This window comes from Ferruginibacter profundus (assembly GCF_054783275.1).
The window spans coordinates 120,494-137,469 of record NZ_BAAGQW010000002.1; the positions used below are offsets into that span (position 1 = coordinate 120,494).

The window sequence follows — 16,976 nt, forward strand, 5'->3', positions numbered from 1 at the left end:
TCTTTGACAATAAATTAATTTTTGAGTACAACTTAAAGAAGAAGAAAGTAAATGCCAACGCAATACCGTAATGAAACAGCAAGCCTGCCACTGCTCCCCCACTGCTTGCAGTAAAATCAGTTTTACCAAAAGCCCCTGTGGCAATGTAGTTTAAAACAATTAAAGGATTTTTACCAGTATTTACGTACACATCAACAAATGCAGACAGTATATCCAGTGTGCCCACCAGCAGGCCTGCAAGCAAAATTGTTTGAAGGGGTATTTTTTTCGCAGCAATCATGATATATATTTTATCCAAAAAATAAATAGCAAATACTAATTGCAGTTATTAAGCCTACCAGGTCGGCCAATAACATGGCTCCAATGGCGTAGCGTGTATTTTTTATACCTACGGCTCCAAAATAAACAGCCACTACATAAAAAGTAGTATCGGATGAGCCTTGCATGATACAACTTAAAGTACCGGCAAAAGAATTGGGGCCAAAGGTTTTCATTGTATCCACCATCATACCTCTTGCACCGGCGCCGCTTAAAGGCCTTATTAAAGCAGTTGGTAAAGCATCTACAAAGCGGGTATCAAAACCCATTAATCCAAACAAGGCCTTTACCCCATCAATAATAACATCAAATACACCACTATTGCGCAACATACAAATGGCTACCAGCATACCCACCAGGTAAGGAATAATCTTTATGGCTGTTTCAAAACCGCCTTTTGCCCCTTCAATAAAAGCATCAAACACATTAATCTTTTTAATTAAACCGCCAATTACGATCAATAAAAAAATCAGCAGGATAAATGCATTACTGAAGATGCCTGAAAATTGTTCCAGCCCTTCCCTGTTTAAAGTAGTAAGGTACCATACCAATGCTGCTATAATTGCCGATAAACCACCGATCCACGCCAGCACTACAGGTTGTAATAAATTTATTTTTTGTTTAAACGAAACAATAAATAAGGCCGCCATGGTTGCCATAAAAGTGGCTATCATGCAGGGAAGAAAAATATCGGTAGGTACAGATGCTTTATTGGCTGCACGTACAGCAATTACACTTACAGGTATCAAAGTAAGCCCCGATGCATGAAGGCATAAGAACATGATCTGGGCATTACTGGCACGGTCTTTATCCGGATTAAGGGTTTGCAGGGTCTCCATTGTTTTTATACCAAAAGGCGTGGCTGCATTATCCAGCCCTAATAAGTTGGCCGAAAAATTAAGCATCATGTGGCCAAATGCGGGATGGCCTTTGGGTACTTCCGGAAAAAGCCTGGTAAAAAAAGGGCCGATGATACGGGATAAAAAATTAATGCCGCCGGCCTTTTCAGCAATACTCATAAATCCCATGAACAAAGCCATAATACCAATCAGCCCGATACAAATAGTAACCGCATCGTTGCAGGTAGCTAAAATCCCATTGGCATTTTGTTCATTGTAAGTAATGAATTTTCCATCAGCAAGCTTTGTATATTTTGTTTCTCCGATTTTTGCGTCTTTATTTGTAAGCAGTAAGGTAGCAATTGCAGGCGGCAGGCTGGCGCTGTCTACAGGCTTGGTATTGATGGTATCGCCGCTTTTACCCACCACCATTTTATTAAAGATCATTTTGCTATCGGCCGACGTAACACATTTAATGCCGGCAGCAAAAATTGCAATTATTATAAAGGCGCTCCATATTCTGCTTAAAGCCATAGTTCGATTTTAGATAGATGATTCAGACCTGTCTGCCGACAGGCAGGTGTATGATTTTCAACAACTCATATCACCCAATCGGCTATGAAAATAGTATTTTATTAGCAATTAAAAATCATACATCCAAAATCAGAAATCAGCACTTACCTTTGCAGCCGATTTTAAAACAGGGTGGTATCATTAGTGAGTGAGCAAATCCTGTAAAAATCTGCAATCGTCAATCTAAAATCAAAAATCAGTCATGGCATTACAAGCAGGCATCGTGGGGTTACCCAATGTAGGTAAATCAACTTTATTTAACGCAGTGAGTAACAGCGCCAAAGCACAGGCAAGCAACTACCGTTTTTGCACTATTGAACCCAATACCGGTTTGGTAAATGTGCCTGACCCCCGTTTGGATAAACTGGCAGAACTGGTAATTCCTGACAGAACTGTGCCTACCCAGATTGAAATTGTGGACATTGCAGGGCTTGTACGCGGCGCCAGTAAGGGTGAAGGATTGGGCAATAAATTCCTGGCCAATATCCGTGAAGTGGATGCTATTATACATGTGATCCGTTGTTTTGAAGACGATAATATTTTACGTGATGAAGGGCCCATTAACCCGGTAAGCGATAAAGAAATTATTGAAACCGAATTGCAGCTGAAAGACCTGGAAAGTGTGGAAAAGAAAATGCAGCGTACCGAAAAGATGGCCAAGACCGACCCGAAAATGAAAGTGGAACTGGAAATTCTTACAAAATGCAAAGAACATTTAGATAAAGGAAAAAACATTTTATCGCTTGGATTAAGCAAAGAAGATAAAGTGGCCATTGCCGACCTTTTTTTACTGACAGATAAACCCATTTTATATGTGGCCAATGTTGATGAAGCCAGTATGCATACCGGCAATAAATTTTCTGCCGCTTTAATTGAAGCCGTAAAAAACGAAGGCAATGAAGTGATCATTATGACCAATGCCATTGAAGCACAGATTGCCGAATTTGAAAATGCAGATGATAAGGCGATGTTTATGGAAGAATATAAAATGACAGAGCCGGCATTAGATCGTTTGATCCATTCTACATACAAACTTTTAAACCTCTCCACCTACTTTACCGCAGGTGTACAGGAAGTACGTGCATGGACCATTCACCAGGGCTGGAAAGCACCACAGGCGGCCAGTGTAATTCATACCGATTTTGAAAAAGGTTTTATTAAAGCAGAAGTAATTGCTTACGAAGATTTTATTCAATACAAAAGCGAAGCTGCCTGCCGTGAAAATGGTAAATTAAGAATTGAAGGAAAAGAATATGTGGTGAAGGATGGTGATGTGATGCACTTCAGGTTTAATGTGTAAGGAAGAAACGTAAATAAAGTATATTGGGTTTATAAAATAAAAGGCTTCTTTGTGAAGCCTTTTATAATTCAGTTATTTCATTTGCGCAAAATATGGATGCCCAGGATTTACAAATAACTCCTGTCGTAATGGGGGGATTAAAAAATCCATATCATCCATCGGTATCGCACCTAATAAAGGTTCATTATCACCTTGTAAAAACATTGCATCAATGCTGCATCTTCTGTTTTTAAACTTAACTTCTATCGGGCCTGCAACTTCATACTCCTCAATACTTTCATTCGCCTTCTGAGCTTTGCGTTTTTTTTACTGTCAATTGCAATTGTTCTTGTATCGTTTCATTTATGGTCATCATATAAGCGCCACTATCAGCCAGCATACTTACAGTCATTTGCTTTATTTCTTCTTCGCCAATAATATGCCTTTTGCCCAATATTAAATCTTCGCCATTTATTTACGTGATATCAGCATATACTAAACCCGTAAAATTGTTTTATAAGGACAATTTTTTAGTTGGTGCCTGTGAAGCCTGGTAATCTATAAATGATAAAACGGGCTTCAGAATTGAAGCCCGTTTACTTTTATTGTAAGTTGAAAAATTATTGCGGTAATAACACTCTATCAATAATATGATAGACACCATTTACACCTTGCCTGTCCATACCAACAACGTTTGCTGGTGCACCACTGAAAGGGGCGCCGGCAGGAAATGTACCGGTTCCGTAACCGGTGAATTTTAACGCAGTTACAGCAGGACCTGTATAAGTGGCTTGTGCCAAAACTCCCGGATGTATAGCCAGACCTCCGTTAACAAGCGTTTTTACAAACGTGGGTGTTGAGGGAACGTTTACAGAGAACACCCTGATATTAGGCTGATAAGGAGTTGTTGTACTTGCTGTTAAAGTAGCAAAGATGTGATACGCCATAATTCCTTTTACCTGTGCAGTAGTTACATTATTGGTGCTTAAGAAAGCAGGGCCGGCTGCCACAGCGCCATTACCGGTAGCTGTTGCAATTGCCGTATCTGTAGCTGTATAGGGCAATGGGCGTGTTGCTAAATAACTTTGAAAAGCCAAACCAAAGATTAATGTTTTGAAAGCATTATCATTAGGTGCCAATACCGTCATGTTAGTAGCCCCGTATCCCAATAAAGAATCCAGTTTACTCAAACCAACTGAGCCGCTGTCTGCACGGGCTATCGCAGCCTTGAAATAGGTTAATGTTGCCTCTCTGTACATTGTATCTTTTAACAATCTTGACGGAGGCGTAGCCAAAGTATAAGTATGATGTATTACTCCATTAGTTGCAGCCTGATCAACTGCAGTAAGTGGAATATTATTGATGTACGAATATGGCGTTCCTCTTACAGGAAATATATTCATGCGTACAAATGGCTGCGTAGGATCAAGAATTATCTCATTGGTTAAAGGAAAATTTGGAAAAGCAGTACTGATGGATGAAGCAGGAAATTTCTGGCCCACCGTAACATACCTTATCAAAGTATCACATTGCCCGGGCCTTAATTGGGTAGAGATAAAACCAGAGAACGTGGCATCAGGTGCATTCAGGGGTACTAAACCACCCGAAGCTGCATTGATGAAAATTTTCATCCCGGTATTGTCAGGAATAAACAAGGTAAAAGTCTTGGTTGAATCACTGAATAATGTTGAATTAACACCTGATCTTATTATCATCCTGTTAAAGAGACTGTCATTTGGATTTGCCGCAATGGTGGCAGCAATAGACGCTCCGCTTGGATAAGTGGGCTTTGCAATAGGTGGCAATTGCTCCAGGTCTTTATTACATGCTGTTAACAGCAATGAACCTGATATAGCAACTAAGTAAAAAGCCCTCAGTTTATTATTTATTATTTTCATTATAGTAAGTTTAAAATTTAAAATTTGGTTACGGCTTAAGTATTAATACACATTGTATCCAAAACTCAGGTAGTATAAACCACCGATCTGTGAGTTACCGATAGCATTATAATAATACTGGTTCAGCACGTTATTAGCTCCCAATTTTATGATTGATTTTGTTTTAGGCAATTTCACACTTATCTGTGCATCTAAGGTTTGCACATCGGGTAAATTACCACTGGCAAAATCTCCCTGGTAGTAAAACGCCTGCTGCCACCTGTACGCTACATTAAAGCCCATGCGTTTATCCGGACCAAATCCTGAATTACCAAAACTGGCATTCGCTTTATATTTTGGTGCATTAAAATAAGCCACAAAATTTGCAGGCACATCTTTTAATACATCAGAAGCTACGTTAGCACCTATTGTAAAATTCAATGGCAGCCTGTAATCTACACTAAGGCCAAAACCATAGGTCTTTACTTTGTCGGTAGAATTAACCACAACAGAAATATTTCTTCTTTTAGCTGGATTAGCAGTATCAGCTGCATTACCTGAAGTAGTTTGAATAGTATTTACCCTTCCGGTAAAATCCTGGTATTGTCCATAATAACCGTAAACATCTATCAGCAATTTACTATCCATCATTAAGCCTTTATACCCGGCTTCAAATGAACTTACTGATTCTGGTTTTACTGCCGGCGGATTAAAGGCTTTAAAATTACTTAGTGTAGACGATCCTGTTGTAGTGCTGAAAGTGTACAAAGGATTACCCGGGAAACCAAAAGCATTGGCGAATGTCGGGTTGCTGCCAATTAAACGGGTACTACCCACCTGCAGGTTAATGTATTGTTGCTGGCTGCTTGGGAAACGGTAAGCTGTCTGGTAAGAGAAACGTAAATTATTATTCTCTGCCAGTTTAACCAGTGCCGTTACTCTTGGTGTAAAGCGGCCGTCAAAGTTTTCCATTTTATCGTACCTGCCGGATACAGTCAGTTTAAGCCTGTCGATAATTTGCCTGGTTGCCTGTATATAACCACCATAGGTAGAAATACCGATGGTACCCGCTGAATCTGCAAACAAAGTGCCCTGCGAATTCAACACATATTTTTTATAGTTTACGCCTACCAAAATATCAGCGAAATCTTTTGTAACTGAAGTAAGGTTATAATTTCCTTCTACAGAATACAGGTCAGATTTATCTAACAATAAACCACCGTTCTGAGAGATCGGCCTTCTGCGGATAGCATCATAAGCGGCGTTAAATGATGGCGAGCCTGCTACCGGTCTTCCTACATCTGCCAGAGCCCTTGAAGCCTGCTGCGCATCATATGGTGTCATCCCGTTCATCAGGTTGCTCAAATAAGAAAAGGCGTATTGAATATACCAGTCAGTTGGTTGCGGTGTAGGGTTACCGGCTGCATCAGTTGTCACTGATTTTTTCCATGACTCATTAAACAACCTTGTGGTAGCCGTAGCATTGTAAGATTCCCCTGCATTTTCCTGTGTGGTATAAGCTCTTAAAGACCAGTTTTTATTATTCAACTCTAATTTATACTGGCCCATTTTAAAGTCTTTCAATGAATACCTGTCGCTACCGGTATAAACGGTATTACCTGTACCCCAATATCCGGCCAATACCGCTTCTGTGTTTTGAGATAATTTATAATGTAAAGATCCTGCCAGTTTAAAGTTGATCGTATTAGGATTCAGCAATTCTTTTTCAGAATATCCTGTACGGGAAACATTTTGTGGTGTAGCCAGCAAATTATTGGCCGCTATAAAATTAGCTGCACCTGGTAAGCTGGCAGCAATGCTGGCGTAAAATGCACGGATATCGACAGTGGTTTCATCTCCGTAAACATTAATACCGTCATAATTAGGATCAGTTTTTCTGTCTCCTGCAATTACAGCGCCGGTAGTACCTGTTCTGCTGTAGTTCCTGCTATCTGTTCCCTGCCAGTCTTTTGCCTGTATCAATTCTGCATTGATCTTAAAGGCAAATTTTTCTGATACTTTTTTACCCCAACGTAAATTCCAGTTGTGGTAAGGAGATAATGGCCTTTGCCTGCCATCGGTATTCATCATACCTTCTTTTACTAAAAAAGACAAGCCCTGGTATTTAAAAGGATTTTTACTGGTCATCAGTAAAGTACCGTTCATACCACCGGGGCCATATAATGCCGAAGATGCACCTGATAACAATTCTATATTATCAACATCCAGCTCACTTAAACCAATGATTGCACCTACAGAAAAGTTAAGCCCGGGAGCCTGGTTATCCATTCCATCTACCAATTGATTAAACCTGGTATTACCGCTACTGTTAAAACCACGGGTGGTAGGTGTTTTAAAAGTTAATGAAGAGGTGGTTACATCCACACCTTTAAGCGCCATTACCACATCGTAAAAGTTTGCCGCTGGGGCACTGCGTATTTGTGCAGCACTTACTCTTTCAATAGACACCGGAGATTCCAGTATTTTCTGCGGTACACGGGTTGCAGATACCACCACTTCCTGCCCTAATGCAGAAGTGGGTTTAAACTCGATCTGCGTAAACGAGGTACTGCTTATCGTAACTTCCTGTAATTCGTACCCAACCGAAGAAATCAATAAAGTAACCGGTAAGCTTTTTACCGATAATTTAAAATTTCCTTTATCATCTGTAAACGTTCCGGTGGATGTTCCTTTAATGGTAACGGATACCGCACCAGCACCTTCTTTGGAAGTGCTGTTACGTACATTTCCGCTTACAGTTACATTTTGTGCAAAGGCCGCAATCGTTAATACATTGGCCAGTAAAAAAGCAACCGCATAGCTTGCAAATTTTCTCATATAGCTTTTATTTGGGTTAAAATATAAGGCAAAATAAGCATTGTTATTTTTTTATTGAAATTTTCTTTCCAACTGCCTGTTGAATACTAATTGTAACAAATTTAGGCATTTATAACTGTTGATGCTACTTTAGCGGTATGAGCCCATTTAATTTCCCCCGTCAAACCGCTTTTTATAAAGGCAAGGTGAGAGATGTATACTACATTTCAGATAACTTATTGGTAATGATTGCCAGCGATCGCATCTCCGCATTTGATGTTATCCTGCCCCGCCCTATTCCATTTAAAGGACAAGTATTAACACAAATTGCTGCATATATGCTGCAAGCCACCAAAGATATATGCCCCAACTGGTTACTCTCTACTCCTGCACCCAATGTTAGTATCGGTAAAAAGTGCCAACCATTTAAGATTGAAATGGTGGTTCGTGGTAATCTTACGGGACATGCATGGAGAACGTATTCATCCGGCAACAAAGTATTATGCGGCGTAACAATGCCTGGTGGCATGAAGGAGAATGATTATTTTCCCTCACCCATTATTACGCCCAGCACCAAAGCTGCCGAAGGACATGATGAAGATATCAGTGCCGAAGAAATTATTAAACAAGGTTTGGCTACCGAAGCCGACTGGAAAATATTAAGCGCCTATGCGTTGCAGCTTTTTGAAAGAGGCAAAGCTATTGCAGCCAAACAAGGTTTGATACTGGTGGATACAAAATATGAATTTGGAAAACTGGGTGATGCCATTGTTTTGATGGATGAAATTCATACCCCGGATAGCAGCAGGTATTTTTATGCGGATGGTTTTGAAGAAAGGCAACAAAAAGGCGAACGGCAGAAACAATTGAGTAAGGAATTTGTAAGAGAATGGCTGATTGAAAATAATTTTATGGGCAAGGAAGGGCAAACCGTTCCTGCAATGAGCGACGAATGGGTGGAAGTGATCAGCAAAAGATATATCGAATTGTATGAAAAAGTAATTGGCGAAAAATTTGTGCCACAGGCGTTAACTGATGCAGAAACAGAAAAAATAATTATTGCAGAAATAAACAGGTTAGCATAAAACTGATTGCATTTTGTAAATGCTACCTTTATGCTACCGCATTATGCAGAATAAAAAAACATTTGCACAAAAAATAAAAAAATACTGGCAACTGCTGGGGCCGGGATTAATTACCGGTGCAAGTGATGATGACCCTTCGGGTATTGCCACCTATTCGCAGGCCGGTGCAAAATTTGGCACCAAACTTTTATGGACTGCTATTTTCACATATCCATTAATGGCTTCCTTACAGGAGATGTGTGCAAGAATAGGCTTAGTTACCGGGCAGGGATTAACAGGAACGATAAAACGTTATTACAGTAAATCCATTTTATACCTCATCCTCCTGATAAGCTTTCCTTCTATTACGCTTAATGTAGGTGCAGATATTGCCGGTATGGGTGCAGTGGGCAACCTGATGGTGCCCGGGATACCGCCGTTTATTTTTTCTATATTTTTTACCGCATTGCTGATGGTGAGTTTTATTTTTTTCAGCTACCGTAAAATTGCCACCATTTTAAAATGGCTTTGCATTGTTCTGTTCAGCTATATCCTGATCCCTTTTTTAATTCATATCGATTGGATAGTTGTTTTAAAAAGTGCCCTGATACCCAAGTTTGAAAACAATGCAGAATATTTTATGGCACTCGTTGGTATATTGGGCACCACCATTTCTCCTTATTTATTTTTCTGGCAAACCTCTATGGAAGTAGAAGAAGTGCAGGAGAAAAAAATCATTGTAGATAAACTGATCATTGCAGATATGCAGTTTGACGTAAAAGGCGGTATTGCGTTCTCCAATTTTGTTTTCTTTTTTATGATACTCACCACCGGTACTGTTTTATTTAACGCCGGCATTCATAACATCAACACTGTAGAAGAAGCTGCACAGGCTTTAAAACCTTTGGCAGGCAATATGGCTTATGCCTTGTTTGCCATTGGTGTAATTGGTACCGGCTTGCTGGCAATACCGGTGTTAGCAGGCGCTTTAAGTTATATGATGGCCGAAACTTTTGACTGGCAGGAAGGATTGAGTAAAAAATTCCACGAGGCAAAGGGATTTTATATCACAATGATCATTTCGCTGATACTCGGGCTGCTGATGCACTTTTTAGGCATCAGCCCTATTAAAGCGTTACTATATACAGCAGTATTATATGGCATTACGGCCCCGGTTTTAATTGCTTTGATCTTACATATTTGTAATAACAAAAAGATCATGGGGCATTTTACAAACAAAGCTTTTCAGAATATATCCGGTATTCTTTCTTTAATTTTAATGACAGCAGCGGCAGTTGCGCTGATCTATTTTTCAGTGAAATAAATCAAAATATTGTATTCAAACCTTGTAATTTAAAATATGAAAAAAATCCTCCTGCCTTTTTTATTGCTTTGCAGCATTGCAGCGTTTGCACAACAGGAACACTATTTATTGATCGGTACGTATACCGGGGGCAAAAGTGAAGGTATCTATGTATACAAATTTAATTCTGCCACAGGCGATAATAGCTTTGTAAGTGTGGTTAAAAGCTCCAACCCTTCTTTCCTGGCCGTTTCTCCCAACCAGAAATTTGTTTATGCCGTAAATGAAAATGCAGATAGCACAAGGTTTACTGTGGGAGGCAATATTTCTGCGTTTGCATTCAATAAAAAAGAAGGCACTTTAACCGAGATCAATAAGCAGCCATCAGGGGGTAAGCATCCCTGTTATGTTGCCATAGACAAAACAGGACAATGGGTTTTTGCAGGCAACTACACCAGTGGCAGCATTGGTTTATTGCATGCCAATAAAGATGGCTCATTAGATACATTACAACAAATCATACAACACAATGGATCGGGGCCTAATACCGACAGGCAGAAAGGGCCGCATGTACACTCCACCAATCTTTCTGCAGATAATAAATATTTGTATGTGCCGGACCTGGGTATTGATAAAGTGATGATCTATACTTTTGATAAAACCAAAGGCATCTTAAAATATAAAACCCAGGCGCCCTCAACTCCCGGCAACGGCCCAAGACATATGTCCTTTTCTGCTGACAATAAATTTGCTTACCTGATGGAAGAAATGAGCGGTACGGTAGTTTGTTACAAAGTGAACAATGGCAGCCTGCAATTACAGCAACGTATCAGTGCCTTGCCTGCTGATTTTAAAGGCGCAATAGGCAGTGCCGACATACATGTTTCTCCTGATGGCAGATTTTTGTATTGCAGTAACCGTGGCGATGCCAATACCATCAGTATTTTTTCCATTGATAAAACAACCGGGAAACTGACCTTAAAAGGCGACCAATCTACAATGGGTAAAACGCCAAGGAATTTTAATTTCGATCCTTCAGGCAATTTTTTATTGGTAGCTAATCAAAATACCGATGATATTTTTATTTTTAAGGTAGACAAAAAAACAGGAATGCTGACTGACACGGGGAAGAAAATTACTGTAGGCAGCCCGGTTTGTTTAAAATGGATACAATAAAATGAAAGTAATAATTCTGACTTTAGTTTGCATGATTTCTTTTTGCAGTTGCAATGCACAGGATATTCAAACTATAAACAACCAGAAGATTATTACCAATGACATGATCTTTTATTCGCCATTTGAATTTAAAAAAGATAACGGTGATACAACCTAATGCTGGTAATACCATATTTGGCAAAAAAGGTATAAACGGAGTAATACTGGTTGAATTAAAAGATCCCGGAAAAACACCTGAAGCTGAAATATTAACCAACAAGATCTATTACAAATGTGAAGTTGCAGGAAAGACAGTTGATACCACACAAAAATATTACGATGACCGGAATGGAAAAAATTGTGCTGTAGTGGATTTAAGAGATACCTCACAAACACCCGTTTTATATCCCGGTTTTTCTAACGAAATTAAAATCACTCATCTTGGAGTTGGCTGGGATATGGCAACTGTGTCTGTTAGTGGAGCTACAGCAACACGTTTAGACACCTTAGGCAATTATAAAATACTTGTTAAGAATGAAACGTCCGGAAAAATTACCATTTCAACCTGCACAATGCTCAATAATTATAAACAGAAAGAAATTATTTGCAGAGTAATACCGCTTCCAAAAACGGGTGCCTGATTTGTAGCTGATAAAAATTGTAAAAAAACCGGATCAATAACTGACCCGGTTCTTTTACAATTTTTATATTTTACTTAGTAAGGTAAGATAGTTGTAACACTTACACCAACGGCATTGGTCCAGACAATCTTCATATAGTAAGTACCTGTACCAGGGCATGCGGTTGGATTACCCGTAGCATCCAAACCAAAAGTAACATCTACCTGGCGTAATAATTTACTGTGTTTTACACGGCCGCTGGTTAAACGGAAATTACAATCCTGGCGAATTACCATCGGGTCGATGATGGCAGTAACAAATGCATTACCTAAACGGTTAGTCCCCCATTCAGAAATGCCTGTTATTCCTCCTTCGCTATGCGTACCTGTTGTGGAGATCACTATACCATTGCTATAAGTAAATACTCTTTGTTTGCCCACCTGCCAGCTACGTTGTGTACCATCATCAAATGTGATAGACATACCCGGGCTTGACAAGGTATGCGTAACAGTACCGATTGTTGGTAATTGATATAACAGGCCACCGGTAACATTAGTAACTACTTCGCTGCCATTGATAGTAATACTTTTATTATCGCTTAACCTGGTAATTTTTACAGCATTGTATGTAATCGTTAATTTAGCTCCTGCGTCTTTCCATTTGTCACCTGCAGGAATAGAAACGGTGATTGAACCTGAACGGGTACGTGTGCCGGCACAGTTTAAACCATTATAGGTAATAGTTAATGTTCTTACAGCATTTAATGTGTCGTAAGTAATTGTGCTGTTACAAGGGCTTAAAAAATGATTTAAAAGATTGCCGCCTGATACTGCCATTACATTTTCTACTGAAGTGCTGGCATCTGTGGTAACCTCATCCATAAGGTTGGATACATTGGCCTGGTCGTCAGACTGAATTTTTGATTCGGTCACATTTTCCGATGTACCATTGTTGTCGTTGTTAGTTTTTTTACAAGACGTGAACAACACCGATGAGCTTAATAAAAGCCCCATAGATACGATGATAATTTTTTTCATAAAATTTATAAGTTTTTGTGGTGAATTAATACCACTCATAGACTATGCACCTGCAAAAGGGTTTAAACAAGGGTTAAATATTTTTTAAATTGTTTTTACGGTTGCAGAACGTTTTAAACGGGGAAATATTGCATAAAACAGCCGCCAATAGCAGGCCGGGCAGCTTTTCAAAATTATCCGGAAATGCCGTGAATGCTTACAAATACGGCAAGTACAACAAAAAATATGGTGTAGTTAATAAAAGGAGTGCTGATTATTAAAGCGGTACTTAAATTCCATTCCTTTCATCCAGCCTGGGCCGCAATCTTTTTTTACTTTTGTTAAACACCATCATGCCTTTATCAATGCCTTTACGGAGTTCTTTTTGTTCCTCGGCAGGCAGGTTGTAAACAGTTTGGCAGTCTTCGCTGCAGCAACCATCATATTGTGTGGCGCAGGCATCACATTGTATAAATAAAAGGTGGCAGCCGTCGTTTTTGCAATTGGTATGGGTATCGGCCGGCTGGCCGCACTGATGGCATTTGGCAATCACATCCTCTGTAATGCGCTCTCCCAGCCTGTCGTCAAACACAAAATTTTTACCAATGAATTTACTTTGTAAGCCCTGGGCTTTGGCCTGCTGTGCATAATTGATGATACCCCCTTCTAAATGAAACACATTTTTAAATCCGTTGTGTAACATGTAGGCACTGGCCTTTTCGCAACGGATACCGCCGGTACAATACATGATGATATTCTGGTCTTTTTTGTCCTGCATCATTTCCACTGCCATGGGCAATTGTTCACGAAAAGTATCACTCGGTATTTCCATCGCTTTTTCAAAATGCCCTACTTCGTACTCGTAATGATTACGCATATCAATTACCACGGTATTATCATCCTGCAGCAATTCATTCATCTGTGCTGCATTAACATACTTTCCTTTTTTCTCCATGCTGAAGCCGGGATCAGTAATACCATCTGCAACAATTTTTTCTCTTACTTTAATTTTTAATACCCAGAAAGATTTACCATCATCATCCACCGCAATATTCAATCTTAAATCATTGAGTGGTTCAATAGCATACAAATAATTTTTTAAGGCTTCAAAATTGCTTTCCGGTACACTTACCTGGGCATTGATACCCTCATGCGCTACATAAATGCGGCCAAACACTTTTAATGCATTCAGTGCCTGATACAATTCGTCACGAAATTGTTGCGGATCATGAACTGGAAAATACCGGTAGAATGAAATGGTGGTACGGTGCTCCGTTTCCTGGTACAATAATTTTTTGAGCTCCGCCTGCGAAATGCGGTTGTGTAATACTGCCATAGTTTTAAAATTTGATCCTGTTTTTGCACACATGGTCATACGGGGACGTGAGACCATGAGTGTATCCAGGAAATCTTTTCATCACCAGGAATAGCCTGGTCATGTATTTGATTGGATGCTTGCAGGGCAAACCAAATTACTCAGGCAAAGATAAATTAAAAAATTATAACCCTAATGAAACACCCCTGCCACCGGCACCGGGCTTTATACTGCTGCCGATAATACCGCCAAAGCCAATACGGATGCCGGTTGTACCTCGCCTGCCATTTTCATAGGCAGCCACAAAATCTACCCGTAAAATTTTGAAGATATTTTCCAGGCCTGCAAATACTTCGGCATAGTTACTGTTTTTGTTGACATAAAAAGCATTGCTGCCAACTACTAAGTTCCAGTTAAGTCTTTTAAACAACGGAATTTTATTGGTTAACAAACCATTCAGGTGATGTTCAAGATGGGCAATTGAATAAAAATCTGCAGCAGTACTATTAGCATAATAAGAAGCTAACTGAAAACTGTTTACATAGTCACTTGCCGCAGCAGAGCGGTTGCCATTAAAATGCTGGAAGTCCTGTATAAATACTTTTTTATTATTCAGAAAACCACCTACCCCGATCTTATATTTTAATTCTCCTGCCAGCTTAAAATTTTTACTATCGCTTACCGTAAACTTCCATTTATCAAAATTTACGTCACTGCCTAAAATATTATCAATCCCTTTGGTATAATTTAAACTGAATGTAGGGAACTTAGACCCGATAGCTACTTTGTTCCTTGGAAATTCAATATATTTTTGCCCGGGTTTTATGCTGATATCAAAGCTCAGGATAACTGCCTGGTGACGGCTGAATTGCTGCGGAATTCTCTCGTAAGGATAGTTAGGTGTAATATTAACTGAATCTTTTTTAAATACGGTATACTTACTGGTATTCTCTACCGGTATGCGGTCTTCATATAAAGCATTAACAGAAAATCTTAAACCACTTTCGTATCTTTTATTAAAACCTATATTGCCAAAATAGTTTTCATAAATTTTCAAAAAATTATCCCCCCACAATAAAGTGGTAATGCTATTATTCAAAGGGGTGATGGTACTTTCTTTATTAAACTGGCTCACACGTTTACCACCAGACAGGGACCAGCTTTGCCTTTTTATTTTTTTATCGCTGCTCCAGTCTCTTGTACTAAATCCAATGTCGGCCCAGGCATTTAAATGCGTATTACTGAAACCATACCGCACATGAGGCCTGATCGAAAAATTTGATTTTAATTTTTTAAGGTAACGGTTGTAATAAATATTAGTATTCAACACCACCCCTTCTACAGTATTGTATTCCAGGTTTTTTATTAAAGACTCTACGCCCCATGTGGTGGAGCCTGTTTTTGTATAGTGCCTCCGGTCTAAACCATTCCAGAAAATATCCAGCACTTTTATTTTACCTTGCTTTTTATTCAGCGAATCCACAGACCGTTTACTTAATAAAGAATCTTTCTGCAACAGGTACATACTATCTTTTACTTCATAATCTTTCTTCTCCTCAGGCTCCAATGGAACAGGCCTTATAGTATCCCAGTATTCCTTCGGCTTTTTATTTACTGCTGTATCATATTTAATAATCACATTATCAAAATATTTTTTACTAAACGAAGGATTGATGCTGTAGTTAGAGTACACGTTTACAAAATTTCCGATAGCATCAATACCAATAAGTTTAAAATTAAAATGCAGCAATTGATTTTTCACCCGCCACACATCATTACCTACCGGCACATAAAATTGTGTGAGTTGTAATGTATCCAGTATTTCCAATTGTGAAGTTTTAGTAAGCGTCAGATCGCAACTGTGTATACGCCAGTCCCCTTCTGTGATATAGATCACCCCGGAAAATAAAGGTTCGTAATTTCTCCTCGGTGTTACCCTGATGCTGTTTATCTCTTTACCGTCTTCAAAAAAACTACCCAGGAATTTATATTTATAAAAGCCGATGGCACCGTCTGCAATAGGCGAAACAAATCCACGTGGATTTAATTTTTCTGTAAATACTTTTACATTGTTGGTATATAAACTGATAAATGTTGGAAAAGTAAAACCAAAGCCGTCGCTGCCACTTACCCTGCTGCTGAGCACTTCCATTTTAAATTTGTCGGGCTGTTTGGTATGTACTTTTGCCACCGATTCCGATAAATAAATGATCCCCTGCCCTGAGGAATCCAATCCCATTTCATTCCTGTCGCCATCAGGAATTTTTTGGCCCATAATTTTCCTGGGCAGACTGCGTAATTTGATAAGGTCTTTGGCATACAGGTCGCACTCAAAAGCGTTTACCTGTTTATTATAATAATTTCTTTTTTTTATAGCCTGGCGAATGATCGCATAAGCTGGGTCTTCACCTCCGCTTTTTACGATAACTTCCTTAAGGTCCAGTTTTTGCTCGGTAAGTACAAATGCAATCTGCAGGTCGGGTACTGCAATATCGTCCTGCTTAACCGTTACCGTTTTTTCCTGTTTGGTATAGCCTATATGCTGACAAACGATGGTATAAGTACCCGGAGCAACATTAAATGAAAATTTTGCCCTGTTATTGGCACTGGCACCAATAGAAGTTCCTTTAATGGTAACCGAAGCATAGGGCAGCAAATCTCCCTTTGTATTAAATACAGTTCCGGAAATTTTTTGAGCAGAAGAATAAAAACAAAGGCATACCAAACCCGATAATAGAATAAAACGCATAGAAGATTTTAATATTAGACGAAATTAAAACCCGGATTGTTACAAAGCTGT

General features: G+C 39.3%; 14 protein-coding genes. 7 read left to right on the forward strand and 7 right to left on the reverse strand.

Going from position 1 to position 16,976, the window contains the following annotated elements; genetic code table 11:
* Positions 1 to 211: 211 nt before the first annotated feature.
* Positions 212 to 319, forward strand: coding sequence for a hypothetical protein (locus ACYVM0_RS10620; RefSeq protein WP_460559873.1), 108 nt, complete (start codon positions 212 to 214; stop codon positions 317 to 319).
* Here the strand turns inward: ACYVM0_RS10620 and ACYVM0_RS10625 are convergent.
* Positions 291 to 1,691, reverse strand: a complete 1,401-nt coding sequence (locus ACYVM0_RS10625; protein ID WP_460556657.1) for a nucleoside recognition domain-containing protein — start codon at positions 1,689 to 1,691, stop codon at positions 291 to 293. The genes ACYVM0_RS10620 and ACYVM0_RS10625 overlap by 29 nt on opposite strands.
* Before the next feature lie 241 nt (positions 1,692 to 1,932).
* Between ACYVM0_RS10625 and ychF the strand changes: the two genes are divergently transcribed.
* The gene (ychF, locus tag ACYVM0_RS10630; RefSeq protein ID WP_460556660.1) at positions 1,933 to 3,030 is read left to right on the forward strand and encodes a redox-regulated ATPase YchF; all 1,098 of its coding nucleotides are present in this window, start codon (positions 1,933 to 1,935) and stop codon (positions 3,028 to 3,030) included.
* A 277-nt stretch (positions 3,031 to 3,307) separates the two neighbouring features.
* On the opposite strand, the gene ACYVM0_RS10635 is transcribed toward ychF, so the two are convergent.
* The 3 genes from ACYVM0_RS10635 to ACYVM0_RS10645 all read right to left on the reverse strand — a co-directional run bounded on the left by ACYVM0_RS10635 (position 3,308) and on the right by ACYVM0_RS10645 (position 7,724).
* Positions 3,308 to 3,463 (reverse strand): hypothetical protein, encoded by a 156-nt coding sequence (locus ACYVM0_RS10635; RefSeq protein WP_460556663.1) that lies wholly within the window; start codon positions 3,461 to 3,463, stop codon positions 3,308 to 3,310.
* A gap of 166 nt (positions 3,464 to 3,629) precedes the next feature.
* On the reverse strand, positions 3,630 to 4,907 hold the full coding sequence (locus ACYVM0_RS10640) for a hypothetical protein (protein WP_460556666.1): 1,278 nt from the start codon (positions 4,905 to 4,907) through the stop codon (positions 3,630 to 3,632).
* Positions 4,908 to 4,949: 42 nt separating this feature from the next.
* Positions 4,950 to 7,724: a TonB-dependent receptor gene (locus tag ACYVM0_RS10645; RefSeq protein ID WP_460556669.1), complete on the reverse strand. Its 2,775-nt coding sequence runs from the start codon at positions 7,722 to 7,724 to the stop codon at positions 4,950 to 4,952.
* Positions 7,725 to 7,861: 137 nt separating this feature from the next.
* Between ACYVM0_RS10645 and ACYVM0_RS10650 the strand changes: the two genes are divergently transcribed.
* From ACYVM0_RS10650 to ACYVM0_RS10670, 5 genes are read left to right on the forward strand one after another with little or no spacing between them, the layout of a single operon-like run.
* On the forward strand, positions 7,862 to 8,788 hold the full coding sequence (locus ACYVM0_RS10650) for a phosphoribosylaminoimidazolesuccinocarboxamide synthase (RefSeq protein WP_460556672.1): 927 nt from the start codon (positions 7,862 to 7,864) through the stop codon (positions 8,786 to 8,788).
* 43 nt (positions 8,789 to 8,831) lie between these two features.
* Entirely contained in the window at positions 8,832 to 10,091 is a 1,260-nt protein-coding gene (locus ACYVM0_RS10655; RefSeq protein WP_460556675.1) for an NRAMP family divalent metal transporter, read from the forward strand.
* Positions 10,092 to 10,127: 36 nt separating this feature from the next.
* On the forward strand, positions 10,128 to 11,246 hold the full coding sequence (locus ACYVM0_RS10660) for a lactonase family protein (protein WP_460556678.1): 1,119 nt from the start codon (positions 10,128 to 10,130) through the stop codon (positions 11,244 to 11,246).
* A gap of 1 nt (position 11,247) precedes the next feature.
* Positions 11,248 to 11,403, forward strand: coding sequence for a hypothetical protein (locus ACYVM0_RS10665; RefSeq protein ID WP_460556681.1), 156 nt, complete (start codon positions 11,248 to 11,250; stop codon positions 11,401 to 11,403).
* On the forward strand, positions 11,390 to 11,866 hold the full coding sequence (locus tag ACYVM0_RS10670; protein WP_460556684.1) for a hypothetical protein: 477 nt from the start codon (positions 11,390 to 11,392) through the stop codon (positions 11,864 to 11,866). Before ACYVM0_RS10665 ends, ACYVM0_RS10670 begins: the two co-directional genes overlap by 14 nt.
* 74 nt (positions 11,867 to 11,940) lie before the next feature.
* Here ACYVM0_RS10670 and ACYVM0_RS10675 read toward each other — a convergent pair whose 3' ends face one another.
* The 3 genes from ACYVM0_RS10675 to ACYVM0_RS10685 all read right to left on the reverse strand — a co-directional run bounded on the left by ACYVM0_RS10675 (position 11,941) and on the right by ACYVM0_RS10685 (position 16,925).
* Positions 11,941 to 12,882 (reverse strand): hypothetical protein, encoded by a 942-nt coding sequence (locus tag ACYVM0_RS10675; RefSeq protein WP_460556687.1) that lies wholly within the window; start codon positions 12,880 to 12,882, stop codon positions 11,941 to 11,943.
* A 268-nt stretch (positions 12,883 to 13,150) separates the two neighbouring features.
* Positions 13,151 to 14,197 carry an oxygen-dependent tRNA uridine(34) hydroxylase TrhO gene (gene trhO, locus ACYVM0_RS10680; protein ID WP_460556690.1) on the reverse strand — a complete coding sequence of 349 codons (1,047 nt, stop codon included), beginning with the start codon at positions 14,195 to 14,197 and terminating at the stop codon, positions 13,151 to 13,153.
* Between the two features lie 163 nt (positions 14,198 to 14,360).
* On the reverse strand, positions 14,361 to 16,925 hold the full coding sequence (locus ACYVM0_RS10685) for a DUF5686 and carboxypeptidase regulatory-like domain-containing protein (RefSeq protein ID WP_460556694.1): 2,565 nt from the start codon (positions 16,923 to 16,925) through the stop codon (positions 14,361 to 14,363).
* Positions 16,926 to 16,976 lie beyond the last annotated feature (51 nt).

Excerpts from the sequence above, each read along its gene's own strand:
- ACYVM0_RS10660 (WP_460556678.1), top strand. The coding sequence starts at position 10,128 with ATGAAAAAAATCCTCCTGCCTTTTTTATTGCTTTGCAGCATTGCAGCG.
- ACYVM0_RS10645 (WP_460556669.1), bottom strand. The coding sequence starts at position 7,724 with ATGAGAAAATTTGCAAGCTATGCGGTTGCTTTTTTACTGGCCAATGTA.
- ACYVM0_RS10685 (WP_460556694.1), bottom strand. The coding sequence starts at position 16,925 with ATGCGTTTTATTCTATTATCGGGTTTGGTATGCCTTTGTTTTTATTCT.
- ACYVM0_RS10655 (WP_460556675.1), top strand. The coding sequence starts at position 8,832 with ATGCAGAATAAAAAAACATTTGCACAAAAAATAAAAAAATACTGGCAA.
- ACYVM0_RS10650 (WP_460556672.1), top strand. The coding sequence starts at position 7,862 with ATGAGCCCATTTAATTTCCCCCGTCAAACCGCTTTTTATAAAGGCAAG.
- ACYVM0_RS10640 (WP_460556666.1), bottom strand. The coding sequence starts at position 4,907 with ATGAAAATAATAAATAATAAACTGAGGGCTTTTTACTTAGTTGCTATA.
- ACYVM0_RS10665 (WP_460556681.1), top strand. The coding sequence starts at position 11,248 with ATGAAAGTAATAATTCTGACTTTAGTTTGCATGATTTCTTTTTGCAGT.
- ACYVM0_RS10625 (WP_460556657.1), bottom strand. The coding sequence starts at position 1,691 with ATGGCTTTAAGCAGAATATGGAGCGCCTTTATAATAATTGCAATTTTT.
- ychF (WP_460556660.1), top strand. The coding sequence starts at position 1,933 with ATGGCATTACAAGCAGGCATCGTGGGGTTACCCAATGTAGGTAAATCA.
- ACYVM0_RS10675 (WP_460556687.1), bottom strand. The coding sequence starts at position 12,882 with ATGAAAAAAATTATCATCGTATCTATGGGGCTTTTATTAAGCTCATCG.
- trhO (WP_460556690.1), bottom strand. The coding sequence starts at position 14,197 with ATGGCAGTATTACACAACCGCATTTCGCAGGCGGAGCTCAAAAAATTA.